This window comes from Singulisphaera sp. GP187 (genome assembly GCF_900129635.1).
Lineage (GTDB): Bacteria > Planctomycetota > Planctomycetia > Isosphaerales > Isosphaeraceae > Singulisphaera.
In genome coordinates, this window is sequence record NZ_FSRB01000001.1 from 1,240,482 (window position 1) to 1,266,090 (window position 25,609).

At 62.9% G+C, this 25,609-nt stretch carries 19 protein-coding genes; 10 read left to right on the top strand and 9 right to left on the bottom strand.

The genetic code is table 11. The annotated features are described in order from the left end of the window. The first annotated feature begins 546 nt into the window (after nt 1-546). Nucleotides 547-1,506, top strand: coding sequence for a DUF1559 domain-containing protein (locus tag BUS42_RS04835; RefSeq protein WP_410001674.1), 960 nt, complete (start codon nt 547-549; stop codon nt 1,504-1,506). Between the two features lie 71 nt (nt 1,507-1,577). Further along, entirely contained in the window at nt 1,578-2,003 is a 426-nt protein-coding gene (locus BUS42_RS04840; protein ID WP_074310705.1) for a transthyretin-like family protein, read from the top strand. A 74-nt stretch (nt 2,004-2,077) separates the two neighbouring features. Here the strand turns inward: BUS42_RS04840 and BUS42_RS44735 are convergent, their stop codons facing one another. Further along, on the bottom strand, nt 2,078-2,260 hold the full coding sequence (locus BUS42_RS44735) for a hypothetical protein (RefSeq protein ID WP_254053768.1): 183 nt from the start codon (nt 2,258-2,260) through the stop codon (nt 2,078-2,080). Here BUS42_RS44735 and BUS42_RS04845 point away from each other — a divergent pair. Next, nucleotides 2,189-3,256, top strand: coding sequence for a PepSY-associated TM helix domain-containing protein (locus tag BUS42_RS04845; protein ID WP_254053721.1), 1,068 nt, complete (start codon nt 2,189-2,191; stop codon nt 3,254-3,256). The genes BUS42_RS44735 and BUS42_RS04845 overlap by 72 nt on opposite strands. 111 nt (nt 3,257-3,367) lie before the next feature. Here BUS42_RS04845 and BUS42_RS04850 read toward each other — a convergent pair whose 3' ends face one another. Further along, nucleotides 3,368-4,351, bottom strand: coding sequence for a YncE family protein (locus tag BUS42_RS04850; protein ID WP_074305724.1), 984 nt, complete (start codon nt 4,349-4,351; stop codon nt 3,368-3,370). A 741-nt stretch (nt 4,352-5,092) separates the two neighbouring features. Between BUS42_RS04850 and BUS42_RS04855 the strand changes: the two genes are divergently transcribed. From BUS42_RS04855 to BUS42_RS04885, 7 genes are all read left to right on the top strand, one after another. Further along, nucleotides 5,093-7,504 carry a PSD1 and planctomycete cytochrome C domain-containing protein gene (locus tag BUS42_RS04855; protein ID WP_074305726.1) on the top strand — a complete coding sequence of 804 codons (2,412 nt, stop codon included), beginning with the start codon at nt 5,093-5,095 and terminating at the stop codon, nt 7,502-7,504. A 6-nt stretch (nt 7,505-7,510) separates the two neighbouring features. Next, the gene (locus tag BUS42_RS04860; RefSeq protein WP_074305728.1) at nt 7,511-8,962 is read left to right on the top strand and encodes a DUF1501 domain-containing protein; all 1,452 of its coding nucleotides are present in this window, start codon (nt 7,511-7,513) and stop codon (nt 8,960-8,962) included. A 226-nt stretch (nt 8,963-9,188) separates the two neighbouring features. Further along, on the top strand, nt 9,189-9,467 hold the full coding sequence (locus BUS42_RS04865) for a hypothetical protein (RefSeq protein WP_074310707.1): 279 nt from the start codon (nt 9,189-9,191) through the stop codon (nt 9,465-9,467). Between the two features lie 125 nt (nt 9,468-9,592). Next, the gene (ald, locus tag BUS42_RS04870) at nt 9,593-10,723 is read left to right on the top strand and encodes an alanine dehydrogenase (protein ID WP_074305730.1); all 1,131 of its coding nucleotides are present in this window, start codon (nt 9,593-9,595) and stop codon (nt 10,721-10,723) included. A gap of 78 nt (nt 10,724-10,801) precedes the next feature. Continuing rightward, a complete protein-coding gene (locus tag BUS42_RS04875; protein WP_074305732.1) occupies nt 10,802-11,116 on the top strand; it encodes a hypothetical protein in 315 nt (104 codons plus the stop codon). Continuing rightward, nucleotides 11,113-12,213 carry an S-methyl-5-thioribose-1-phosphate isomerase gene (gene mtnA, locus BUS42_RS04880; protein ID WP_074305734.1) on the top strand — a complete coding sequence of 367 codons (1,101 nt, stop codon included), beginning with the start codon at nt 11,113-11,115 and terminating at the stop codon, nt 12,211-12,213. Before BUS42_RS04875 ends, mtnA begins: the two co-directional genes overlap by 4 nt. A gap of 172 nt (nt 12,214-12,385) precedes the next feature. Next, on the top strand, nt 12,386-12,697 hold the full coding sequence (locus BUS42_RS04885) for a Dabb family protein (RefSeq protein WP_074305735.1): 312 nt from the start codon (nt 12,386-12,388) through the stop codon (nt 12,695-12,697). A gap of 134 nt (nt 12,698-12,831) precedes the next feature. On the opposite strand, the gene BUS42_RS04890 is transcribed toward BUS42_RS04885, so the two are convergent. The 7 genes from BUS42_RS04890 to BUS42_RS04920 form a co-directional block, all read right to left on the bottom strand. Next, nucleotides 12,832-14,544 (bottom strand): bifunctional sulfate adenylyltransferase/adenylylsulfate kinase, encoded by a 1,713-nt coding sequence (locus BUS42_RS04890; RefSeq protein WP_074305737.1) that lies wholly within the window; start codon nt 14,542-14,544, stop codon nt 12,832-12,834. Between the two features lie 134 nt (nt 14,545-14,678). Then, entirely contained in the window at nt 14,679-15,089 is a 411-nt protein-coding gene (locus tag BUS42_RS04895) for an RrF2 family transcriptional regulator (protein WP_074305739.1), read from the bottom strand. A 144-nt stretch (nt 15,090-15,233) separates the two neighbouring features. Then, nucleotides 15,234-15,953, bottom strand: coding sequence for a phosphoadenylyl-sulfate reductase (locus BUS42_RS04900; RefSeq protein WP_074305741.1), 720 nt, complete (start codon nt 15,951-15,953; stop codon nt 15,234-15,236). Between the two features lie 305 nt (nt 15,954-16,258). After that, nucleotides 16,259-17,035: a YdjY domain-containing protein gene (locus BUS42_RS04905; protein WP_254053311.1), complete on the bottom strand. Its 777-nt coding sequence runs from the start codon at nt 17,033-17,035 to the stop codon at nt 16,259-16,261. 117 nt (nt 17,036-17,152) lie between these two features. After that, nucleotides 17,153-21,487 carry a type II secretory pathway, component PulD gene (locus BUS42_RS04910; protein ID WP_074305743.1) on the bottom strand — a complete coding sequence of 1,445 codons (4,335 nt, stop codon included), beginning with the start codon at nt 21,485-21,487 and terminating at the stop codon, nt 17,153-17,155. A gap of 405 nt (nt 21,488-21,892) precedes the next feature. Continuing rightward, nucleotides 21,893-23,794 carry a hypothetical protein gene (locus BUS42_RS04915; protein ID WP_074305745.1) on the bottom strand — a complete coding sequence of 634 codons (1,902 nt, stop codon included), beginning with the start codon at nt 23,792-23,794 and terminating at the stop codon, nt 21,893-21,895. Nucleotides 23,795-23,883: 89 nt separating this feature from the next. Then, nucleotides 23,884-25,608 (bottom strand): hypothetical protein, encoded by a 1,725-nt coding sequence (locus tag BUS42_RS04920; protein WP_074310711.1) that lies wholly within the window; start codon nt 25,606-25,608, stop codon nt 23,884-23,886. Nucleotide 25,609 lies beyond the last annotated feature (1 nt).

Sequence of the window (25,609 nt, forward strand, 5' to 3'; positions counted from 1 at the left end):
TAGGATGGGCACCGAAACCTCGCCGCGCATTTGCGGCACGACCGATTCTCGAAATCGACCGGCCGTCGCCCATAGTCAAGGTCGACGTCAGCCACCGCGGACTTTCAGGATTTTTCCTGCGATGACTGTTTTACCGTCCCGCTCGGCGAAGGCAGCAATGGAGGGCGCAGTGGTTGTCGGGAAGACGAAATCGCGGCCGACTTGTCGTGTGCTGGTCGCAAGGACGCTTCGCTACTTTCCCCACTACGCGACAGTCTCAGCCACATGTGCATTTGTGTATGTTAATGTGATTGGCGCGGAAGCAATCAGCAATCAAGAACGTTGCAATTTGTACTCCCGTCCTCTGGCAGCCTCTTGACTCTGATACCATGACGGCATAAAGTCACTCAAATGAGATTGGGTCTCAGTCTCGTTTCCTCCCCTGCAAGTTGCCGCGACTGGCTCTCTGGTGGCGACAGGTTGAATCTCGAAGAACGCAAGGTTTCACGACCGATCGAGCTCATTGGTTCGGCTTGGTGGGGAATCCTTGGCCGGATGATTATTCACATGAAACCCCACGACTCCCGGGATCGACGTCTCGCGTTCACGTTGATCGAATTGCTGGTGGTGATCGCGATCATTGCCGTGCTGATCGCCCTGCTGCTGCCGGCCGTTCAAGCCGCGCGAGAGGCCGCGAGGCGAGCGCAGTGTAGCAACAACTTCAAGCAGCTCGGCCTCGCCATGCACAATTACGAGAGCACGCACAACATGCTCCCCGCGGGCCGTGCGAGTTCGCCGCTCGTCTGGTCGTCACTCGCGATGTTCCAGCCGTTTCTCGAGGGGAACAGTGTCTTCAATGCGATGAATTTCTCCACGTCTCCCTTGGATGCGAGCAATCTGACGGGGGTACGAACCACAATCTCGACGTTTCTTTGTCCCAGTGATTCCTTGGATCGGATTCATGCGGATTTCGGACCCAACAGTTACGTTGCCAACGCCGGCACCGGCCTGGCCAATGGGGGGAGTTTCCGACCGCAGGATGGCCCGGAGATGGTGGACGGCCTGTTCTTTGACCGGTCGTGCGTCCGATTTGCCGAGATCAGCGATGGCCTGAGCTCGACCGCCGCCTACAGCGAGACGATCCGGGGAACTGGGACCGACACGTCGGGAGCCAAGCCGGCCGATCGGCTTCGGCAGTACGCCCAAGGCGCGGCGAATACGCCGTTGACGGATGGTTTCTGCGAGGCCGTGACGGTCTGGAGCGGCCAGCGGGTGCGCGAGTGGGCCCGCGGTAGCTTCTGCTTCGCGACCTTCAACCACTTTCTGACCCCGAACAGCAAAAAGAACGACTGCACCTCGGGGGCCGTCATCGGACGCTTCGCCGCCCGAAGTTTCCATTCGGGTGGGGTCAACCTCCTGTTCGCCGACGGTCATGTCCAGTTTGCCAAGGATTCGATCAATCTCGGAACCTGGCGGGCCATCGCCACGCGCAATGGAGGAGAGGTGATCTCCGCTGAGCAACTTTGATGTCAATGGATCGGCGTGGACGGACGGCCCATGAGGGACGCGGGGCCGGTCGCATGACTTCGAGGATCAAGATGAGACGATACCCTGCCTTTGCCGGAGCGCTCTTGTTACCACTGTTCACTTGCTCGTGCGGGAATGGTGCTCCCCGCGATGCGGCAGTGTATCCGGTCTCGGGGCAGGTCGTCGTGGATGGAAAGCCCGCACAGGGGGTTGTGGTCCGGTTCCACTTGCTTAACCAATACCGCGATCCCGATGTGCCTCCGCCGTCCGCCAGGACGGATTCCTCGGGACGATTTCAACTGAAGACGGAGGCGGGTGAGCCGGGCGCTCCGGCCGGCCAGTACGTTGCGACCTTCCTCTGGCCAGCCGCGGTGGGGGGCAGAGACCGACTGGCCAATGCCTTCGCCGAACCGGAGGAATCTGGCTTCGTCGCACTTGTCGAGGACAAGGCCGTCGAACTCCCACCGTTTGTGCTTCGGATGAATCGCAAGCGCTGAGGCGCTCGGAGACCTGTCGTGAAATCGCAATTCCGCCGCCATTCCAAGGATGAATACGAATTGAAATATAAAGATTAATTGATTAGTCGTGCGTTGTTGTTTTCTGGGAGATCACGGTCATTCGCAAAATCCTCCTGGTCGTGCATCGCTGGGTCGCCCTGGCGGTCGGCCTCTTTATCGTTCTCGTGAGCCTGAATGGCGCAACTTTGGTCTTCGAAAATCAGATTGACCGCGCGCTCAATTCGAACCTTTTCCATGTCCGGCCCCAGGGCGAGCGACTACCTTTGCAAGGACTCCTGGAACAGGTCCGCGCCACCTATCCCAAAGATCGCGTGACCTCGGTTCGCGTTGCGGAGCAGGCGGGGCTGTCGGATCAGTTCCAGCTCAGCAAGCGAGTCACGGTCTACGTCGACCCCTCCACGGGTCGGATCCTCGGGACTCGGAGCATGGCCGAATGGGAAGTCGGGCTGTCCCGCCGCCTCCATTTGCTCCACACCCGACTGATGGCGGGCCAGACCGGCGAATGGGTCGTCGGCCTGATCAGTCTCTTGACGGCGTTCCTGGTCGTGACAGGCCTGATCTTGTGGTGGCCCGCCTGCATTCTCACGATCCGACGGCGCGGGTCCTGGAAGCGATGGAACTCCGATGCCCATTACGCACTCGGCTTTTACACCGCGCCGATCGTGCTGGTGATGGCCATCACGGGCGTGATCATCGCGTATGGCGATTTTGTCGGTCCGTGGATCGCTCGCCTGAATGCGGAACCGCCCCCGGCGCGTCCCACCCGAGTCGCCTCAATGCCGAACGGCCGCCCGATCAGCCTCGACGAAGCCTTGCGGATTGCCCGGAAGACACTCCCTGGAGCCGTGCTAGCGTTGCTCACGATCCCCGATGGAGCGCGGCCGATGGTGGCCCAGATGAAGTATCCCGAGGATCGCACACCGACTGGCCGCAGCCGGGTTTTCCTCAATCCGTACGACGGCAAAGTCCTCTTGGTGGAGGATACTCACAAGGCCGGGTTCGGCACCCGACTCAACAACCTGAAGCGGTCGCTTCACACCGGGGACATCTTCGGGTGGCCGACCCGTATCCTCTACTTGGTCGCCTGTCTGATCCTGGTCTTGTTGTGGGTGACGGGGCTGATCATGTGGTGGCCGGGGTTCCGCCGTCGACAGATGAATCGCTCCTCCCAACGAGCAACCGCACGGGAGTTGGTGGGAGGCGCGGTCGTTGATTCGGGAGCCGCCGGGTGATTCCGAGTCTCCCGGCTGCCTCCGGGATTTGTTTCGACACGGGAGCGAGGACATGGGGTTGATGGATCCTGGCCACCTGGGGTTGCAAGTCACCCGGTCGGGTGATCGGAATCAATTCCCTTCGAGCCAGGCCATGCCATCAGGTCCTTTGCCGGTCTCGATGCGTCCGACGACGGAGTAAGACTTGAGGTCGACGATGGCGATCGCGTTGTCGTCGGTCAATGCCACGTAGGCGTGCCGGCCGTCGGGGGGAAGTAGGATGCCCTCGGCGGCCTGGCCCAAGGGGAGCCGCTTCGTCACGGTGCGAGAGGAAACGTCCACGACGATCAGCTCGCCGGTCCCCATGTCGGAGACCAGGGCAGTTTTGCCGTCGGGCGTGAACTTCAAGCGGTTCGAGCGCTTGGTCCCTACGTCGAATGTCTGCTCGAGCTTCTTGGTCGCGAGGTCGACGATTGCGACATGACCGTCCCGCGAGTTGGCCGCCCAGAGTTGCTTGCCATCCGGGCTGAGGTCGAATCCCTCCGGCCCCGCGCCGACATGAATCACATCTTGCTTCCAGCCACCTCGCGACTCCGAGCGTTGCCAGATGCTGATGGTGTCGGACAGGATATTCGTGGTAAAGAGCGTCTTGTCGTCCCGACTCAGGGCGACCATGTGCGTCTGGTCCTGGCCGGTGCCCTGGACCCAGTCGACCCGATTGCTCGCCGGGTCGTAGCGGCCGATGACCTTGTTCGACTCGGCCGTGAAGTAGACTTTCCCACTCGCGACCGCGATGCCGTGAGGGCGGAAGAGCGGGCTCAGCTCGACGCGGTGGATCTCCTTCTTCGCGGTCACGTCAATGACGGAGAGCGAATGGCTGGGGTTTTCGTCGGTGCCGTAATTGGTGACGTAGGCGAACTTCCCGTCGGCCGAGGCCGCAACCTCGTGCGGGATGTGGCCGACGGCGACCTTGCCCAGGATACGGTGGCTCGCCGGGTCGACGATCGCCAAATTGGAGTCGAACTTGTTCACAACGAGCAGCAAGGGCGACGGGGGCTCCTGCGCCACTGCGGTTCCCGCGGCCCCGAGTAACGCGAATACGAGGGCAGCTTTCATCTTGGTTCCTCCTCAAAGGCAGAGATCAGCGATGCAAAGGAATGTCAGAGGCAGGTTCCTCTCTGACGCGATGGGTGGAGATTCGCGGAGGAACTCCAAGTTCCTCATGCGTTGATTGGGGGTCAGAAAAGGAATGCGTGTGAGGTCCTCACTGGTTCGCGGGTTCATTGCAGCCCCGAAGCGACGAACCGGCCGCTTCCGCTCGAATTATAGACAGACGCTCATGGGCTGTGTGGACAATATTGAGGCAATTGTCTCGTGAGTTGTCATGACAAATCGCCCGGTTGTCAGGGGAATGTTGCCATGCCTTTGAGAGTTCCAATACCCTTGATCCGACGCGAATTGCTGGCAGAGATTGCCGAGGGGAAGCCCGTGTGCTTTTGGATGTGTTGCGATTTGAACTGAATAGATATTTTCTTTGAATGGTTGAGTCATGCGCAAAAAAAGTGTGAGGAGCCGAAATTGCGATCAGCTTCTCACCTCACTGCGATTCTGTGCGGTGACCCACGAGGACTCGTGGCCGTCCGAGCTCGATCCTCGAGATTGCGGGTGGAGTCGACCGACGGGGAACCGATGACACCTGGGTTGGGATCTTGGCAACCGGAAAAATGACTAGCGTAAGAGGGGCCGCTCAGAGTAACCTAAAACCTCCAAGATTCTATCGGATCTTGCCGCTTTGAAGACCTGCCAACGGTTTCCGCAGGATGTCGCGGGGCCCGTGCCAGAGAGCGAGCCCGCCCCATGAAACCGACGCTCGCGAGCCTCGTGGGCCTGATCGTCTGCTCGCGACTCATGTTCGCCTCCGAGCCGGTGGATTACGTTCAGGATGTCAAGCCGATCCTGACCAAGCATTGCGTGTCGTGCCACGGCGCAACCAAGCCGCGGGCGAATCTTCGGCTCGATACCGCGGCGGCCGCGATCCGGGGGGGCGACGGTGGGCCATCGGTCGTTCCGGGACAAGGGGCGGAGAGCCCGCTCATTTTGGCGGTCGTCGGCGGGGGCGAGCTCGAACGGATGCCGCTCAAGCGACCGCCGCTGACCGACCCGCAGATTGCCACGCTGAAAGCCTGGATCGACCAAGGGGCACACGCTCCCGAGGGAGAACGGCCCGATCCGGCCGCCGCCAAGCATTGGGCGTTCGCGGCTTCCGTGAGGCCTCAGCTTCCCCTGGTTTCGCGGAGCGACTGGGGGCAGAGCCCGATCGATCGCCTGATTCTCTCGAGGCTCGAGCGGGAGCGGCTGCTCCCTTCGCCGGAAGCCGATCGGATCACCTTGATTCGCCGGGTCAGTCTCGACCTCACCGGCCTACTCCCCACGCCCGAGGAGGTCGATTCGTTCGTCGCCGACGTCCGCCCCGATGCCTATGAGCGGCTGGTCGACCGGCTGCTCGCTTCGCCGCATTTCGGCGAGCGCTGGGCACGCCCTTGGCTCGACCTGGCGCGGTACGCCGATTCCAATGGCTACAGCATCGATGCTCCGCGGACGATCTGGAAGTATCGCGATTGGGTCATCAATGCCCTCAATCGGGACCTGCCCTTCGATCAGTTCACGATCGATCAGATTGCCGGCGACTTGCATCCGGAGGCTACGCTCGAGCAGCAAGTCGCCACCGGGTTCCACCGCAATACTCCGATCAACCAGGAGGGGGGAATCGACCTCGAGCAGTTCCGCATCGAGTCGGTCGTCGATCGAGTCGCCACCACGGCGACCGCCTTCCTCGGGCTGACAATGGGCTGCGCCCAGTGTCACGACCATAAGTTCGATCCGATCAGTCAACGCGAATATTATCAATTCTTTGCCTTCTTCAATAACGTCGATGAACCGCAGTTGGAGTTTGCCACGCCCCAGCAGGTGGCCAAACGCAAGTCGGTTCGCTCCCGGATCGCCGCGTTCCACAAGAAGCTCGTCGGGTCGCATCCCGAGCTTCCTCCCAAGGTCAACGCCTGGGAACTGACCTTGGATCAGGCGTTCAAGACGGCACAGCCTGATGAGATCAAGGCGGCCTTCGACAAACCGTTTGCGAAGCGGACCGAGACCCAGAAACGAGCGATCACGGAACTTTTCCTCGCCCAGGACGCGTCGTCGAAAGCCCTTTACGGTGAGCTTGCCGCACTCCGTGGATCGGAGCCGAAATTCGAGACCACCCTGGTCGTCCGTGAGCGTGCTCAGCCTCGTGAAACGTACATCCATCTGGCGGGTGACTTCACTCGGAAGGGAGATCGGGTCGCGGCCGACGTGCCGAAGGTGCTCCCCGCACTCCCGAGCTCAGCGTCTCGGAACCGGATGGATCTGGCGCGCTGGCTGGTCGACCCGGCGAACCCGCTGACGGCGCGGGTCACGATGAATCGGCTCTGGCAGGCTTATTTCGGCGTCGGCCTGGTTGAGACCGAGAACGATTTCGGGACCCAAGGGACCGCGCCCACCCATCCGGAACTACTCGACTGGCTGGCGATCGAGTTCGTCGACGGCGGCTGGAGCCTCAAGGCGATGCATCGCCGGATCGTCACGTCGATGGCCTACCGCCAGTCGTCGAAAGCGCGGGCCGACGTCGATGCGGTCGACCCGGGGCACCGGCTGATCGCCCGGCAGACGCGGCTTCGGCTCGACGCCGAGGTCATTCGCGATGCCGCACTCGCGGCGACCGGTCTGCTCACGCGGCGAGTCGGCGGCCCGAGCGTCTTTCCGCCCCAGCCCGACGGGGTGATGACTCAGGGGCAGATGAACCGTACCTGGACGCCGAGCAACGGTCCGGATCGCTATCGTCGCGGCCTCTATATTTACTTCTGGAGGGCGACGCCGCACCCTTCGCTGATTGTTTTCGACGCTCCCAACGCCGTCCAGGCGTGTACCCGCCGGATTCGGTCGAATACGCCGCTCCAGGCTTTGATGTTACTCAACGACCAGGCCTCCTTCGAGTTTGCCCAGGCATTGGCGGCACGTCTGCTCCGTGACGCACCCTTGAACGACGCCGAGCGGATCGGACTGGCGTTCCGGCTCTGCCTGAGTCGTCAGCCGACGGCCGGCGAGCAACAGCGGCTCCAATCCCTGCTGGCGGACGAGCGCGATGAGCGGATGTCGGGCACCGAGTTGTCGGCCTGGACGACGCTTTCCCGAGTCCTGTTGAATCTGGATGAATTCATCACGAGGGAATGACCGCCCATGGATGATCGTCAGGCGCTGCTCCAGCGGACGCGCAGACACTTTTTCGGCCAGTGCGGACTCGGCCTGGGCACGATGGCCCTCGCTTCGCTGATCGGCGAGGGGCGATCGGCGGCCGCGGCCGATTCGTCCTTGGCTGATCCTGCCGTGGCTCGTCCTGGTCATTTCCCCGCGCGTGCCAAGAGCGTCATCTACCTGTTCATGGCGGGGGGGCCGAGCCAGTTCGAGCTCTTTGAGCCCAAGCCGAAGCTGCAAGAGTATTCCAACCAGCCGATCCCCGAGTCGTTCATCAAGGGGCGGCGGTTCGCGTTCATGGACACGTTCACCAAGAACCCTCCCAAGCTGCTTGGCACTACGCGCCAGTTTGCCCGCCATGGAGCGTCGGGGGAGTGGGTCTCGGAGTGCTTGCCGCATCTGGCCGGGGTGGTCGATGACCTCACGATCATTCGCTCGGTGGCGACCGACGTGTTCAATCACGCCCCGGCGAAGTTGTTCGCGAACACGGGGACAACGCAGTTCGGCCGCCCGAGCATGGGGTCGTGGGTGACCTACGGGGTCGGCAGCGAGTCCCGCGACTTGCCCGGCTTCGTGGTCCTTCAGTCGGGGCCGAGGGGGCCACGAGGCGGAGCGGTCAACTGGGGAAGCGGGTTCTTGCCGACGATCCATCAAGGGGTGCCCTTACGGTCGGGAGGGGATCCGATCCTCGACCTGGCTCGGCCCGGGACCGTTTCCGAACGGAGCCAGCGGCGGACGATTTCCGCGATCCGGGACCTCAACCAGGTGCGGTTGGAGGAGACGGGCGACTCGGAGATCGCAACCCGGATCGCGTCGTACGAGATGGCCTATCGGATGCAGTCGAGTGCCCCGGAGTTGATCGACACCTCGGGAGAGTCGGCCGAAACCCTCGCCCTTTATGGGGCCGAACCGGGTAAGGCGTCGTTCGCGAACAATTGTTTGCTGGCACGCCGCTTGGTCGAGCGCGGGGTCCGATTCGTTCAGCTCTACCACACCGATTGGGACCATCACGGCGCCCCCGGCCAGACCTTGGGCAAGGAGCTCGACACCGTTTGCCGCGAGGTCGATCGCCCTTGCGCGGCCTTGGTCTCCGACCTGAAGCGGCGCGGCCTGCTCGACGACACGCTGGTCATGTGGGGGGGCGAGTTCGGAAGAACCCCGATGGGGGAGGTCCGCGAATTCGTGGGCCGCAACCATCATATCGACGCGGCGACGATGTGGATGGCCGGCGGGGGGACCAGGCCTGGGCTCAGCCTCGGGCGGACCGATGATTTCGGGTTCGCGCCGGTGGAGGACCGCGTCCACATCCACGATATCCAGGCGACGGTCTTGCACCTGCTCGGCCTGAAGCACACCAACCTGACCTACCGATTCCAGGGCCGAGACTTCCGGTTGACCGACGTAGAAGGCCAGGTGATCGAAAAACTTTTGGCTTGAGGAAACCTGCCCAACTTGACTAGACTACCCTCGATCTGACAAGCGAGCTCGCATTTGTCCGTCGGCTTGACTTCCTCTGCTTGTCATCCCGGCGTATGATCGATTAAACTGGCCGCATCTCACGAGGTGCGCGGCGTTTCCCTTGGCGATGAGTCGGAGGGACCGCCCCTCGCTGGTTTTTCATTTTTTTCGCACGCGCTTCTCGAGGAAGGTCAGGGAGATTTCGATGGCGAAGAACGCGGCAACGGCCACCACCCCCGAGGCGCCGGCGGAAGTCAAGGAAGCGGCCGAAGTCAGAGTGCCGGCCGACCTCAGGGCCAGGCTTCTGAAGAAGTTTCACGGCAAGTTCCTGCCCAAAGGCATCTTGCGCGAGCGCTTCAAGGCGATCATGGAGCGTTGGAACTCGGGTCCCGACCATGGCAATGTGACCCTCGAAGAAATCAAGGCGGTGCTTGAGGATTGGAAAGGCACCCGTGCCAAGCCCCCGCGATTGCCCAAGGCCTGACCAGGCGGCCCTCGCGAATCCGTCGACCGTTCTCTCGGTAAATCTCGACGACCCCGGCTCAAAGTGAGACCGGGGTCCGTTCGTTGGACGCGGGTTCGCCGGACCACTGTAAAGGGAACGATCGAATGAATGTCGGGTTGCCCAAAGAGATTAAGTCCGACGAGTACCGGGTCGCTCTTTTGCCCGTCGGGGCCGAGGAACTGACGGCGGCCGGACACACGGTGCTCATCGAGGCGGGCGCAGGGCAGGGGAGCGGGATCGCCGACGCCGAGTATCTGGCCGCGGGCGCGACAATTGTCGGGACTGCGGCCGAGGTCTGGGCGCGGGCGGACCTGATCGTGAAGGTCAAGGAACCCCAGCTTGCGGAGTGGCCCCATCTCCGCAGGGGACAGACGGTTTTCACCTACTTCCATTTTGCCGCCGACGAGGCGTTGACCCGCGCGATCATGCAGAGCGGGATCACCGCCATTGCCTACGAAACGTTGCGCGATAGCCGAAACAACCTCCCCCTTTTGACCCCGATGAGTGAAGTCGCCGGCCGGATGAGCATTCAGGAAGGGGCTAAGTACCTCGAACGCCCCCAGGAGGGGCGTGGCATCTTGTTGGCGGGCGTCCCCGGCGTGGCACCTGCCGAGGTGGCGATCTTGGGTGGGGGAGTGGTGGGCTCGAACGCCGCCAAGGTGGCCGCGGGACTCGGGGCTAATGTCAAGATTCTTGACGTCAATGTCGACCGACTCCGCTACCTCGACGACATCATGCCGCCGAACGTGACGACGCTTTACTCCGACCGCCACATGATTCTGGATTCCATTACGCGGGCCGACCTGGTCATCGGCGCTGTCCTGGTCACCGGGGCCCGCGCTCCTCGGCTCGTCCGTCGCGCGGACTTGGCCCGCATGAAGCAAGGGGCCGTCATCGTCGACGTCGCGATCGACCAAGGGGGCTGCATCGAGACGAGCCGGCCGACGACGCACCGCGAACCAACCTACGTCATCGACGACGTGGTCCACTACTGCGTGACCAACATGCCGGGGGCGGTCGGACGCACCAGCACCTACGCCCTCTGCAATGTGACCTTGCCGTACCTCCTGCAACTGGCCAACAAGGGCTGGCGGCAAGTCGCCGCCGCGAACGCCGGGGTCGCCGAGGGGATTAATATCGATCAAGGGCGGGTCACCAACCTGGCCGTGGCCGAAACATTTGGGATTCCCTATTCCCCCTGGAATGCCCTGGCCGATTCTTCGAGCACGTTGTAGGGTGGGCCTCACTCAACGGCTGACGCCCCGTCAGCATCCCATCCCGACACCCCATATTTCCCACGGAGAACGACGACGATGAGCGAGAATGAATTCGAGAACGGACACGACGAAGAGCACGAAGGTCACGAGCACGAGGTCGAAGAAGCGCTTGAAGAAGCGCTTGAACTCGATACCCAGACCCAGATCTTCCTCGAGATGCGACGGCAGAACGTCGACCTGTTGAAGATCGCGGCCGAAGTGGCCGGCTACACCGGAGCGCATGCGCCGCTCAAGCCGGGCGACCTCAAGTCGGCCATGAAGAGCATCTGGGACGTCTATTCCGAACTTTACGTCTGGATCGACCCGGAAGAGTCGGACGACGAAGAAGATGACGAGGAAGACGATCTGTGAGCCTTGACACCGCGGAACCGACGCTCGAGACCATCGGCTGGGTTGGCAACGCATCCGATGGGCATGTCCGGCTGATCGATCAGACCCGGCTGCCCACCGAATTCTTGCGAATCGACTGCCGTGACGTCTCGACTGTTTGGGAGGCGATTCGATCGCTCCGAGTCCGTGGGGCTCCCGCGATCGGCATCGCCGCGGCGTTCGGCGCGGTGCTGGGAGGACAGAAGGCCGGGACGGGCGATCTCGAATCGCTCCGCCGCGGCCTTCTGGACGCCAGTGCCTATCTGCGGACCAGCCGGCCGACGGCCGTCAACCTGTTCTGGGCGCTCGATCGAATCGAGCGGACGATCGAAGAAAATCGCGGACTCGACGGGCCGACGCTCCTGGAGCGGATCCTCACCGAGGCGCGGGCGATCGCCGACGAAGATCAGCAGATGTGCCGCGCGATTGGCCGCCACGGCGCGGAACTCGTCGAGACGGGGCAGGGGATCCTCACCCATTGCAATGCCGGTGGCCTGGCCACGGCCGACTATGGGACCGCCCTGGCCGTGATCTTCACCGCCCACAGCGCGGGGAAATCGGTTCACGTTTTCGCCGATGAGACGCGCCCCCTCCTCCAAGGGGCCCGGCTGACCGCCTGGGAACTCCAAAGACGCGGGGTCCCCGTGACCCTGATCTGCGACAACATGGCCGCCCAGGTCATGAAAGAAGGCAAGGTCCAGTTGGTGGTCGTCGGCGCCGATCGAATTGCCGCCAATGGCGACACCGCCAACAAGATCGGCACCTACGGGGTCGCCCTCTTGGCCAAGGCGCACGGCATCCCGTTCTACGTCGCCGCTCCTTCCAGTACCTTCGACCTCTCGCTTGCGGATGGCTCATCGATCCCGATCGAGCAGCGCGATCCTCGTGAGATCACCCAGAGCTTTGGGCGGCAGACGGCCCCCGAGGGCGTCGCGGTTTACAACCCGGCCTTCGACGTCACGCCCGCCCAGTTGATTGACGCGATCATCACCGAGCGGGGAATCGTCCGGCCCGTCGATGCCAAGACGATCCGGAAGACGCTTGGCGTACCTCTGCCCCCCCGACCTAGCCCGCAATAAAGCCCCGAGAACGACTCCACGGCATTCGTACAAGGCGAGCGAGAGCGGAATGGATCGTGGGTCGCTGATGGGATGATTCCCCGCGCCACCCGAGCGCAAGAATCACTTACAGCTTGTATGATGACATCGAGTTTGCAGTTCACCAGCCTCAATCCCTGATCGAGTCGCCATCATGCTGGCCCATAACGTCTACTTCACTTTGAAGGACAATTCCGCGTCGAGCCGGAGCAATCTGGTCGCAGCCTGCAAGAAGTACCTGGTCACGCATCCGGGCGTCGTCTTCTTCGCCTGCGGGACGCTTCAGGAGGAGCTCGACCGTCCGGTCAACGACCGTGATTTCGACGTGGCGCTGCACGTCGTGTTCGACTCGAAGGCGTCCCATGACCTCTACCAGGAGGCTCCGCTCCACCTGACCTTCATCGCGGAGAACCGCGAGAACTGGGCCAAGGTGCGGATCTTTGATTCGGAAGTCGAGTCAGCCTAATATCTCGAACCATGCATTCAACGGATCCGGTCGTGAGTCCCGATTTCAGGCCGCGATAATCAAGCCGCCCGAGCCACCCAGGAGGTGGCTCGGGCCGTCTCATTTTCAGCACCGATGAACGAGTGGGTGAGGGCTTATTCGACGACGTGCCCGTGGGGCAGGATATAGCCCAGTTCGGTCAGCTTCTCGATGATCGCATTGGCACACTCCTGGGCTCCGAGCTTGCTCGTATCGAGGGTGATCTCGGGGTTCAAGGGAGCCTCGTAGGGATCATCGACCCCGGTGAAGCCTTGGATTTCGCCGGCGCGGGCCTTGGCGTAGAGCCCCTTGACGTCGCGCTGTTCGCAGACCCCGATGGGGGTATCGCAGAAGACCTCGACGAAGTTGCCCTTGGAGTACTTCCGGGCGTTGTCGCGGGTCGCGCGGTAAGGGCTGATCACCGCACAGAGCGTGGTCCCGCCATGCTGGGCGACCAGGCCGGCGACGTAACCCACACGATTGATGTTGGCGTCGCGGTCTTCCTTGCTGAACCCGAGCCCCTTCGAGAGGTGGGTGCGGATCTCGTCGCCATCGAGCATCGAAACGTTCCGGCCGAACTCGGCCAGGCGCTCGACCAGGGCGTGCGCCACGGTGCTCTTGCCCGAGCCTGAGAGACCGGTGAACCAAATCGTCAGTCCCTGGCGGAACTTCGGAGGATTCGTCTCGTTGAGGATCTCCGCGACGGCGGGCCGGCTGAACCAATCGGGCAGTTGGAGCCCCTTGGCCAGGTAGTTGTCGCGGACCTGCGTCTCCGAGATGTCGGCCGTCTTGACGCCCGCGGGGACTTCGTCGACCGGGGAGTAACGCGACTCTTCGGGCAAGTAGACCATCGGCTTGAAATCGACCATCTCGATGCCGATTTCGGCTTTGTGAGTGGCCATCGATTCTTGGGCAGCGTACGGCGCGTAGAACGGCGTGCCGGTGCTATCGTTGCCCGGTCCGGCGTGGTCGCGGCCGACGATGAAGTGGGTGCAGCCGTGGTTGCGGCGGATGATCGCGTGCAGCAGGACCTCGCGCGGACCGGCCATCCGCATCGCGAGGGGCAGCAGGCTGAGGACGACCGAGCCTTTGTCGTAGTAGTTATCGACCAGGGCACGATAGCAACGGACCCGGGTGAAGTGGTCGACGTCGCCCGGCTTGGTCATACCGACCACCGGGTGGATCAGCAGGCCGCCACCGATTTGCTCGGCGGCGTGCTTGGTCAGTTCTTCGTGAGCGCGGTGGATCGGGTTTCGCGTCTGGAAGGCGACGACCTTGCTCCAGCCGAGCGTCTTGAAGTGCGCGCGAAGTTCGCTGGGGGTGCGCCTGAGGTCAACGAAGTCGTGGTGCGGTGGCGTCCGGATCACTTCGAGCCGGCCTGCGGCATAATGCCCCGGCTGGCGATTGAGATAGGCGACCGAGGGGTGTTTCGCGTCGGTCGAGCCGTAGGCGCCTCGGGCTTCCGCCGCTTTGTCGTAGGCGTAGATTTCGTCGACGTGTAGGAAGGCGAGCAGGTTGCCGTAGACGTCTCGAAGTGCCAGCGGCTTACCCACTTCGACACCGTTGCCCGGGGTCACGGGCAAGGTGACCGCCAAGGGCCAAAGGGTGCCGTCGGCCAGGCGCATTTCGCTGACGACGCGTTCGTAGTCCGCTTTGCCCAGAAACCCACGGAGCGGAGAGAAGCCGCCGACGGCCAGGAGCTCAAGGTCGCAGAGCGCTCGTTCGTCGAGGGTCTGGCTGGCGTAATCCTTGGCGGTCGCCTTCATCTCGGCGGCGCGGGCGTCGTCCACCATCAAGTCAACGAGGGCACCACCGTAGGGGGAGATCAAACCATTCTGGGCGGGATGAGTCGTTGCGGAAATCGTGGGACCCCTTTCGTGGCCGGGAAGTAGGCGCGGGATGGCCCTGGTTTCAATTGAAGTTGGGCAAATCCTGCCACAACCCAACGATCAATCCCAGCGAGTCAGATCACCCATTCGTGCGGTAACGTGCGCTCGGCGAGTTGGGCAATGGTGGTTTTATCGAGAACCGCACGCTCGGCAATGCGGACATCCTCCCAGACCGAGGCGAGCACCTGGTTCGCGGGTCGGGACGACTCGCGGGGGGGAGAATCCGGCCCGTCGATCGCGGTCAGGACCTCGCCCAGCGAGATCGAGGCCGGCGAACGGGCCAGGCGGTAGCCACCGGAGGCCCCTCGCGTGCTTGCCACCAGACCGGCTCCCTTCAATTGGAGCAAGATCTGAACAAGGTAGCGTTCAGGAATCCCATGGCCTTCGGAGATTTCGCGGATCCGGATCGGTGGGTCAACGGGGCGCCGACGCGCGAGAGCCAGGATCGCCAAACAGGCATACTCCGCCTTGGCGGAAATCTTCATGACAGCACTCGCCCCGGTCCACGGCCCGACAGTCCGGCCCTCGGCCAAACTCCTCGCCGACAACAGACCCCGGCATTTTTTTCAAAGAAACCGGCAACGGCTCGCCCGGCGGTGGCGAGCCGGCTCCTTTCTCTCACTCTCTCTCTACAGTTGGCTGCTGTCGAGCGAGTGCAGACCGCACTCGGTCTTGGCCTGGCCCACCCACCGCCCCGCACGCTCATCCGACTCCCCGGGCGCGACCGCTCGGGTGCAGGGCCAGCATCCGATCGACGGATAGCCCTGATCGTGCAAGGGGTTGTAGGGCACCTGATTCGCAACGACGTAGGCCCAGACGTCGCGATAGGTCCAATTCAGCAACGGATTGATTTTGACCAGCCCGAACTTGGCGTCCCAGCCCACCACGTCGGCCTTGGCCCGATGGGCGGACTGATCGGCTCTGATCGACGAGATCCAGGCGTCATAACCATTCACGGCGCGGCGAAGCGGCACGATCTTGCGGTCGAAGCAGCACTGGTCAGGCCGTTCGACGTAGAGCGGTCCCGAGTGAAGGGCTTCATACTCGGCCACCGTCGTGTCTGCTCGGACTAACTCGACCTCGATACCGTAACGTTCGGCAATCCGCGTCCTCAACTCCAGCGTCTCGGCGAATTGATAGCCGGTATCGAGGTTGAAGACCCGCACCTTTGGCTCGATCTCGGCCAACATGTGCAGGATAATACACCCTTCAGGACCGAACGCGGTGGCCATCGTCAACTTGGGGTAAAACGTCTCGACGGCCCAACGAAGAATCTCGTCGGGTTGGGCCTCTTTCAGCCTTCGATTCGTTTCTGTCCAATCGGCACGTGTCAGCGTTTCGGCGGGCATACAGCTCTTTCGCCTCCCATCAAGCCTGTTCTAAATCGAATCTTACAGTACCTAGTAATCAAAGTCAACATTCCACGCCCCGCCGCGATCGAAGTCGAGGATGATTGAGCGGGATCGGGACGTTACCGTGCTCCGTTCGTCGCGAATCTTGCCACCAGGCGAGCATCAACTCACTGATGACAAAGGAGATCCGTCGGCACGCACCGCCCACGAGGCCATCGCTTGGGAGCGAGGAAAGCGGAAAACGGGCGCGCTCCGTCCGCGTTCACAAGGGCCGCGCCGGGGGTGGGGCCGTTCGACTTCGGTTAGCGCTTGGCGGCGTCGGGCGCGGGGCGAGGACGGAGGAACAGGGTGACCAGCGTGCCGCGCGGGGGGATCTTCTCGGTGTTGGCGACGAACGAGCGCTCGGCGTCGTTGGCGGTGCTGGCGAAGGGAAGGTCGAGGATCGCGTTAGCGAAGTTCGCCACGGTGAAGAGGTCGCCGTCGTCGGCGGCGTAGATCGGCTTTTTGGTATCGGGGTCCTCGAAGATTTCGCTGCCGGCGAAGACCCAATCCTTGGTCAGAGGGCGCTTGCTTTGGTCCTCTCTGACCCAGCTTCGGGCGTCGGCGGTGCGCAGCTTGTTGTCTTCCTGCCATTGAATCTGGATTTCGATCGCCGAACCGGTGGGCGGTTCGAATTTCGGCAGGAAGCGGACCGGGTGCCCCTGTTTGGCGCCGGTGAGGATGAGACCGGCGTGGATCATTCGAGGCACGGCGTCGGTCGCGAGGACCGCCTCGTGTTCCTTCGTGCCTTTGAGGCAGAGCAGGTGCTCCAGGGGGCCTTCGCGGAGCGCGACCCGAGCGCGGAGGACCAGCTGTTTTGCGCCGGGATCGAACCAGAGGCTGCGGCCGATCGGCTTCCAGGTCGGGTCGGGACGAAACGAGTCGGTGGTCGTCGGCTGGGGCGATTCCGAAGGCGGTGCGCCGAGGACGAGCAAGGCCGTGGCGAGCGCCAGGACGGTGGATGACAAGGGAATCATCTCCTGGAGGGGAGGGTCGAGTCGGCGGCCGAGCTTGACCTGGAGGGCCTCGTCCCCATTCAAGGTGAGGCGGTTCGGTTGGCGAAGCGCGATTCTCCTTTCCAGCAAAACCGAAAAAGGCCTCCGGGGGAAGGGAATTCCCCCGGAGGCCGGTCGCATTGGGAAGTAACCGACAGGAAATCAGTTCGTAATCGCCGGGATACCGAGCCGCTCCTCTTCCTCCTCGAGGATGATGATCCGCGGTGTCACCATCAGCATGAGGCTGGAGGTGGTTCGGCCGATGCCGATGTTGCGGAAGAGACGGTTGAGCATGGGGGTCTTGGAGAGAACGGGAACGCCGAACTCTTTTCGCTCCTCATTGAGCCGCTTCACACCGCCGAGGAGGACGGTTCCGCCGTCGGGCACCGTGACGGTCGTATTCACGGTGGTGAGGTTGAACCGAGGGAGCTGGATCTGGGCGTTGATCGCCGCCGAGCCACCACCCAGGCCGCTGCCACCGACCGCCGCGGGGACCGCGATGGTGTCGAAACCTTCGATGACGGTGAAGACCGGGGACAGGGTCATTCGCACATAGCGTCGGTCGGCGGAGACCACCGGGGTCACCGTCAGCGTGACGCCGTTGGGGAACGGAGTCGGGGTGGGCAAGAACGCCACCGAGCCAGGACCGACGATCGGGGTCAGCGACGAGATGTAGTAGATCGTCTGGGTGTTGTTGATGAACGCCGGGGCACCGTTGAAGGTCGTGATCTTCGGAGCCTGGAGGATGTTCGATCGGGTGTCGCCCTGGGCGGCCGTCAGGAAGAGGTAGACTTCCAGGTCGCTCAGGAACGAGATCCCGAAGGTCGCACCCGCCGTCGACGAGGCGCCACCGATCGTCGGAGCACTCTGGGAAGCACTACCCTGCTGGAACGGAATCGCCAGGTCGGACGAGAAATTACCGATGCCGCCGCTTCCGAGGCCGACTGTCAGTGGCGTCTTATTGCCGAGCGAATAGTCGCGGAACGGGTTCACGATGTAAGCACCCGGTGTCGTGGTACCGCCACCGCCACCGCCACCGCCGATTGTGGCACCGCCACCGCCGCCGAGGCCGCCACCGTTCTGGCCGCCGAGGCCGCCGGCACTGCCACCACCGCCGAGTGAGCCGCCAGCACCGGCAATTCCGCCGGCACCGCCGCCACCAGCACCGCCACCGACCGTTCCTCCGCCGCCGACCGTTCCGCCGCCGCCACCACCGATCGTGGTGCCGCCACCCGCGATGGTGCCGGTGCTGCCGTTCGTCGGGAAGATGGAGGACGCGGGGTTCGGGATCGCGAAGGTGCTCTTCTTACCCACCGTCTTCGAGTGAATATCGAAGTCGAAGTCGACACCGATCTGCTCGAAGAAGCTGTCGCTCAGCGTGATGAACCGCACCTCGATCGAGACCTGGAGATCCTGGAGCCGGCGAAGCTGCTTGAGCAGGTCGGCAACCTGGTCGTGGATCTCGGCGGTGTGGCGGATAATCAGGCTGATGCTCAGGAAGAACGGCGTGATCGAGCCGATCGGCGTGGCCGTATCCAGTCCGCCCCCGTCCCCGGCGCCGAAACCGCCGCCCATGCCGTAGCCGGAAGGGGACTCGGCCCCCTGGGAGTCGTTGATCTTCCAGGTGTTCGGCGCGATCGTGCCGGTAATGAGCTGGATCAACGGAGCGAAGTCGGCCTTGGGACGATCGCCCTGGGTGTAATTCGGTCCGCTGTTCGTCGCGGTGCTCGCCCCGTTGGGCAAGGAAACTTGCTGTCCTCCCGCCCCGTTGGCTCCTGGGGCCGTCGGGTTATCGAGCAGGCCCATCGGGTTCAGGGGGTTGGTCGGTCCCCGGGTGGGGGAGATGACCAGGTCACCCACGTAGTAGGTCTTCGGATAGGTCGAAGACATCGAGGTTTGAGGGCTCGTAATCATGAGCACCTCGTTCTCGACTTTGTAGTTCAGGCCCAGCGGGCTGAGCATCAATTTCAGGGCGTTCTTGAGCTGGACGTCGGAGACCACCAGGGAGATGGGAGTCGCCGTGGTGATGTCCACGTCCGCAAGCGCCTTTTGATCGAGAACGATGTTCAGGCCCGTGTAGTTCGCGAGGAAGGCCACGGCCTCGGCGAGAGGTTGAGCTTCCATGTTCAAGGAAACACGTTCCTTGAGCTTGGACTCGATGGCGACGGTCTTCGCGTCCTTCTTGATCTCGAGCCGGGCGTTCATCCGCAGACGATCGGCCGTCAGGTCCTTGAAGTTCTCGGCATACTTGATGCCGTTCAACTGAACCACGGGGTCGGCGATGGCGGCGGTGTCGACCATCTGGAAGGTGTCGAGGGCGGCATCTTCCTTGGCGGCCTTGTTCTCAAGGTCTTTCTTGTAGTGGCGCTGAACGTTGGCTTTCCAGGCGAGGATGGTTGCGGACACCTCGTTGGGATCGATTTCCTGGGCCATCGTGGCGAACTTGTTGGCTTCCTGGTAGCGACCCTCGGCCATGGCCGTCGTCGCCTTGTTCATCAGCTCTTCCATGCGGGTCTTCTTGGCTTTGTCGGCCTCAAAGATCCGGAGCCGTTTGGCTTCGATCTCGGCTTTGGCGTTCTTGTCGAGCATCTTGACGTCGAAGACCGCCTTGTCCTTCTTGGCAAGTTCGATCGCGACCTCGAGACGTCGGACCATCGTCCGGGTGACGGCTTCGGGGAGTTCCGAGGATTTGGCTTTGACCGCCTTGAGGGTCGACTCGTAGATCGCGATCGCCTTGTCGGGATCGGTCTCCTGGTACCGTCGTGCCTCGGCGGATTTGGTGCCGACTTCGGCGTTGAGCTTCTGGGCGGCCAACGCTTCGGCGTCATGAGCGGGCTGGGGCAGGTCGGAGGCCGTGGCCTTCCCCGCGTCGTCGCCGGGGAGCTTGGCGAGCAGGTCCTGCACCTTCTGCATCAGGCCGCTGTCGAGGGCGCCACCTGAGGCTGCGACTTCGGACAAGAGGGCCCGGGCGCGTCCCTGTTCTCCCTTGCGGAGGGCGTCGAGGGCCGACTCGTAAAGACTGAGGGCACCGCCCTGTTCGGCCAGGGCAATCTGGGCGATCAGGTCGTCGGCCTGGGGGTCGACTCCGTGCTTGCCCGTCTTGGCGTCTTCAGCGATCTGTCGGGCCGCGGCATAGTTGCCCTGGCCGTAGAGGGCTCGAGCTTCGGAAAGCAGCTGATCTCCCCGACCGAGCGGGGCGGGTTCGGCCGTCGGCGGGACGGGCGAGGTGGGCTGAGCCACGTTCGACTCGGCCGGATCGGGAAGCCCGGGCAGGGTTTCCTCAACGACGGCTTCCACCTTCTTGACCGCGGCATCGACTGCGGGCAAGGCACCACTTTCTCGCGTTCGCAGGCGTTCGGCTTCGGAGAACTTGGCCGAGGCCGCCGCATTGTCACCGCGGACCAGCAGGTCGTTCGCCTCATGCTCGACGATCGAGCTGGGGGCCTCGGCCGCGGGCTTCGTGGCGGTGGCAACCGCGGAGGGAGCTCCGCCAGGCGTCTGCCGTGCACGCGCCATTTCGACGTCGTGGAGCACGGTCTCGGCACGGTCGGAGGTCAGCGGCGGGACCACGTTCATGCGTTGGGCCTGCTGCGCCTTCTCGGCGGCCTGGTCCAACTGGCCGGTCGACATTAGGTGCCGAGCTTCCTGCACCAGGACGTCATAGACACCCAGGCTGGGCTGCTCTTTGAGCGGACCGGTGCGGAGTTGGTCACGACGGCGCAGAGCGCGAGCCGCCGAGGCGACCTTGTCGGGATTGTCCTCGAAGACGCCGAACGACATTTTCCAGGCCTTGACGTCGAGGGCCAGGGCTTCCGCCTGCTCGAACTGGTTGCTGGCCAGCAGGGCGCGAGCCTGCTTCACCTTGGCGCGGGCCAGATCGAGGCTTCGGGGTTGGTTGGTCGCCGTGCCCGCCGCCACCTTGGGCCGGGCCTTGTCGATGGCGTCAGCCACCTTGGCCGGGGTGTCGTCGAACAGGCCCCAGCGAACGTTCATAGCCTGGACTTCGGTGACGAGCCGGCTGGCCGCGTCGTAGTCTCCAAGGCGAATCTGTTCGCGGGCCGACTGGAGTTTCCAGCGTGCCCCCTGCTTGGCGTCGGAGGGGTTAGCTCCAGGCGCTGAGGCCGGCTGGCTGGCCGAGGCCGTGGCCTCCGTGGCCGGGCTGGCACCGGGTCGGGCCGCCGTTGCACCGGCAGGAGCGACCGCAGCGTCTGCCGGCACGCGTGAGAGCTCTTTCAAGTACGCATCGAGGACGGTTTTTTCGCTTACCGAGAGCTGGTCGCGATAGGATTGAGCGGCCGTGAGATACTGGGAGGCCAGAGCATACTGGCCACTGTTAAACAATCGAGCCCCAGCCTCGAGATACCTTACAGGGGGCACGGGCGCTGTGGGCCGCGGCGAGGATACCGGGTGGGCCGCGTCCTCAGGGGGAGCGCCATCCGTGGCCCCACCCCACGCGCCGAGGGTCAAGAGGATTGCGAGCGTTCTAAGCCTTCCCAACGCGACCTCCTTTCGCCACACGCGGAGACGACCGCCGACTTCCCTGGCGACGGTCTCTGACTTGACTCCGTTGTGGGAGACGTGAATCCGCTGTCTTCGCTAGCGCCACCACCCCGAAGGACGGCGGCTCTTCACCCGGCTGTCGTGGGGCTTCTGAGAGTCAGAGGTGCGAGATCAAGACGATGCGACCCAGAACGGGGAGAAGACGAGGCGGTGTCTTACCCTGAACGAGAATAGGGGTCAAGCTGCCTTTTTGGATTTTTACGATTTCCCGCGCGATTCTCGGCGGTCCCCCGGGCAAGAAATCGACCTCACCGCACGGTGACTCGAAACAAAAGAGGCCCCCGACGGATCACCGTCGGGGGCCTTGGTTCAAGCGTGTCCGCGTCGTGCGACTGGCCCGTTTCAGGGGCCGCCCATCCCGGGCATCTCGCCGAAGAACGACGAACTCTCACGTACCTTATTGGAGTTCGCCACCTCGCGTTTATAGGTCTCCACCACGTTTTTCCGCACTTCGTTGGGCTCGTCGAACGACTGGTTCTTCATTGCGACCGACCCGTCGGGTCGAACCACCAGTGAAAGCGCGGGAACCTCGAATCGAAAGTTGTCGATCTCCTTGGGAACGGGCTTGGCCCCTCCCATCGCGTCGAGCACGACCTGGCGACTGTTGAAGTCGATCTTCTCCGACTTTGACCCCGTTCCATCGGAGGTTGGGATCTGCACGCTGAAGAGGCTGCCGATGATGTCTCCGGGCCCGGCGTCGAATTTGCGCGTGACCATGACGCCGTTGCCGGGATCCCACTTGGTCACCTCGAACTGAACCTGATCGGTGGTACCGACGCTGGCCACTTTCTGAAGCGCATAGGTCGCCACGTCGGCCGGAACCGACACCAGTTCGGTCGGTTCACTCCACGGACCGAACAGCTCGATCGCGTTCTTATCGACCCCCGCCGCGACGTCCTCACGCTTCAGATTCGGGTTGAAGACCACGATCCGCAGCCGAAAACGATAGGACGTGTCGGGTTCGACGGTGAAGTCGAGCGACCGGACCATGAGCGTCTCTTCCTCGTTGTGAACGAAGCTCATGTCATCGGAAGCCGTTCCTCCCATCCCGCCCATCATCCCGTCCATCATGCCGGGCATCATCCCGCCTTCCATCATCCCCATCCGTGAGTTCATCATGCCTTCCTGCGGCATCATGCCCGGGCCCATCATGCCCCCTTCCATCATGCCGGGCATCATTCCCCCACCCATCTGAGGCTTGGCGACTTCCTTTTTCTCCTTGGGGACGAGGCTTGCGACATGGACCTTCTCCCAGTAACCCGCCTTCAGGAACGGCAGGGGGTCCACCAGGTGTTCGAGGCGGACCGGGTCCGGCGCCCATTCCTCGTCGTGCTCGGGAAGGTTGTCGAGAATCTCGTGATTCTTGTCCGCGTCGACCTGCTCCCATTCCGACCAGGTGCCGTCTTCCTGGAGGATCTGGCGCTCGATGTCGACCTGCTTGAAGTGGGGGTAAGCCACTTCTTTACGTTTGAGCGCGGTGAGATAGTTCTCGCGCAACGTTTTGTAGTCGAGCACGCCCGTGATCGAGACCCAGCGAAGTCCCTTGGTGATTTCCTTGAACGGGCCGGCGGCCACATCGACCTTCTTCTCGACTTCCTTGGTCTTCGACTTGTCCGAGCCCGCAAGAATCCGCTTGACGCGCTGCTTTTCCAGTTCGAACTTCTTGTTCGCCTCTTCCTGCTGCTTCTTGGTCATCCCCCCCGCCATTCCCGGACCACTGCTCGCCATGCCCGCACGTCGGTTGAGGCGAGCCTGGGGAAGCCCATTCTGGGGCGCATTGGGATCATCGGGGGGCAGAGGAATCCGCTCCCCATCCTTGGTCTCGTAAATCAAGACCCCACCCCGTCCCGGGTACGCGACGAGCTCCGTCGGCGCGATCAATTCGGGCGTGTCTCGAATCAGGCCGGCACCGGGCTCGGGCGAAGCCCAAGGGCTGGAGACGCGGAAGGCGATGGCATCGATCTTGTTGCTCGACTGCTCGTCGACCATTTTCTCGAAGTTGGGGTTCTTGATATTCTCGTTTTCAAGAAGATTGAGAATATCCTCGTTGCTCTGCCTGCGGCTGATGTTGGATTCCGCATCGCTGGCGGCTTTTCTGACTTGCTCGGGGGTCGTCTCGATTGTGGGTCGGGTTGCCGCCATGTACAGGAACATGAGGCAGATGGCGGCCGTGACGCCCATCACGGCCTTCTCGCCATGACGTAACCCCAAGGCTTTGATTTTTTCAACCGACGCGTTAGCCATGGTGGCAACTCCTCTCGGAACCTATCGGCAAAACCGGTCGGATGCGGGCCGATCCCGACCGGCGGTGCTTCCACTCGATCGTTGTCCCGTCATTGCGTTTTGGGCGTCTCGCCAGCCTTGGAGGCTTCGGCTTCGTCCTTCTTGGCGGCGTCGGCCTTGGGAGCTTCGTCCTTCTTGGCGGCGTCGTCAGCCTTGGGGGCTTCGTCCTTCTTGGCGGCGTCGTCAGCCTTGGGGGCTTCATCCTTCTTGGCGGCGTCGTCGGCCTTGGGGGCTTCATCCTTCTTGGCGGCGTCGTCAGCCTTGGGAGCTTCATCCTTCTTGGCGTCGTCGTCGGCCTTGGGGGCCTCACCGCTGGGGGGGGCATTCGGATCGGTTGGCATGGCCGCGGCATCAGTCGACTGGCTGGGTTCGGCGACCGGTTCCGGAGGCGGCGGGGCCGTGTAGAACCGAGCCTGGCCGTAGACGGTGACCTCGATGATGTTGTAGTAGGGGTCGTGGATCGTCACCGCCGCGGTCTTTTTGGCCTTATCCAACTCTTCCTTCCGGGTCTTCTGGCGGTCGACGGTGCGTACGTCGGTCCCCTTCTTGGCGGCGCCGCCCATTCCCCCCATGCCGTATCCCATGCCGCCCATTCCAGACGACATCCCGGGCATCATCCCGGGCATCATTCCCGGCATGCCTCCGAATCCGGTCATGCCGCCCATTCCAGACGACATTCCGGGCATCATTGAGCCGTACATGGCGTCACCGCCCCACATCATGTTGGCCCCCTTCACCGGCTTGACGACACGCGTGGCCGGCTTGGCGATCGAGAACTCGGAGACCTGGATCGCCATCGGCGAGTTTTCGAGGGCGACGAGAAAGTCCTGGATGTAGTTCTGGTCGAGGAGAACCGAGATTTGGAACGGCATGATCTTGTATTGGACGCTCTCGGTCTGGATGTAGAAGACCGCGTCGCGATTTTGCTGGGGACCACCCCCGCCCATCATGCCGGGCATCATCCCGGCCTCGGCGCCCGCCTCACCCGACGGTGCCGCCGCGGCCGTGGAATCGGTACCGGGCGGGTCGAGGGGAGGCGCTTCGACAAGCTGGACCCCTTTGGCCATCGAGATCTGGTCTTGTGAGCTGGTCGTGCCCACGTCGAGGATGTTGATCTGCTTGATCTTCGCCGTGTCCCAGTCCTTGGCGGATTTGTTGACCTCGTTGACGACCTCGAGCAGCGACCGCTGGATCCAGAGTCGTTCTTGGGCGGCCCAAACATTGCCCAGGGTGGGAACTGACGATCCCTTGACCTCGAACGGGGCCGGCTTGAGCAAGACCGCTTCAAGGGGGGCGGAGACGACCCCGGTCCCCTCCATGACGTTGAACGGCCGGAAGGTGTTGTAGACTTCGGTGACGTACTTGGGGTAGGCGGTGGAGTAGTTGATGATGGCGACCTGGACGGTGCTGGCATCAACATTCTCGGGCCACTTGTTGCCCCACTCGCGGAATTCCTTCTCCACGGTCGCCGGCCAGCTCAGGAGCGGAGCCTGCCGTTCGTAGAGTTTGGCCCAGGAGACGTTGACGTCCTTACTGAGCACGGACGTCTGTTCATTGACGATCGGTTTGTACTGGTCGTTCGGGATCACGCCGCTGGAGTACTTCTTGACCCCCGACTCGGCGCCTTTGATGAGCTCGGTCTGTTCGGCCGCTTTCTTCTTGATCGGGTCGGAGCCGACGGCATACGCGATCATCGGCAGCAGGGCCGAGATGCCCACGGCGATCCAAAAGCGATACTTGATCGCTTGTCGCAAGATTTCTTTGATCTGGTCCATG

Coding starts and splice junctions, on each gene's coding strand:
- BUS42_RS04835 (WP_410001674.1), top strand. CDS start 547: ATGAAACCCCACGACTCCCGGGATCGACGTCTCGCGTTCACGTTGATC.
- BUS42_RS04840 (WP_074310705.1), top strand. CDS start 1,578: ATGAGACGATACCCTGCCTTTGCCGGAGCGCTCTTGTTACCACTGTTC.
- BUS42_RS44735 (WP_254053768.1), bottom strand. CDS start 2,260: ATGGAAAAGGTTCGAATTGAGCGCGCGGTCAATCTGATTTTCGAAGAC.
- BUS42_RS04850 (WP_074305724.1), bottom strand. CDS start 4,351: ATGAAAGCTGCCCTCGTATTCGCGTTACTCGGGGCCGCGGGAACCGCA.
- BUS42_RS04855 (WP_074305726.1), top strand. CDS start 5,093: ATGAAACCGACGCTCGCGAGCCTCGTGGGCCTGATCGTCTGCTCGCGA.
- BUS42_RS04860 (WP_074305728.1), top strand. CDS start 7,511: ATGGATGATCGTCAGGCGCTGCTCCAGCGGACGCGCAGACACTTTTTC.
- BUS42_RS04865 (WP_074310707.1), top strand. CDS start 9,189: ATGGCGAAGAACGCGGCAACGGCCACCACCCCCGAGGCGCCGGCGGAA.
- ald (WP_074305730.1), top strand. CDS start 9,593: ATGAATGTCGGGTTGCCCAAAGAGATTAAGTCCGACGAGTACCGGGTC.
- BUS42_RS04875 (WP_074305732.1), top strand. CDS start 10,802: ATGAGCGAGAATGAATTCGAGAACGGACACGACGAAGAGCACGAAGGT.
- BUS42_RS04885 (WP_074305735.1), top strand. CDS start 12,386: ATGCTGGCCCATAACGTCTACTTCACTTTGAAGGACAATTCCGCGTCG.
- BUS42_RS04895 (WP_074305739.1), bottom strand. CDS start 15,089: ATGAAGATTTCCGCCAAGGCGGAGTATGCCTGTTTGGCGATCCTGGCT.
- BUS42_RS04900 (WP_074305741.1), bottom strand. CDS start 15,953: ATGCCCGCCGAAACGCTGACACGTGCCGATTGGACAGAAACGAATCGA.
- BUS42_RS04915 (WP_074305745.1), bottom strand. CDS start 23,794: ATGGCTAACGCGTCGGTTGAAAAAATCAAAGCCTTGGGGTTACGTCAT.
- BUS42_RS04920 (WP_074310711.1), bottom strand. CDS start 25,608: ATGGACCAGATCAAAGAAATCTTGCGACAAGCGATCAAGTATCGCTTT.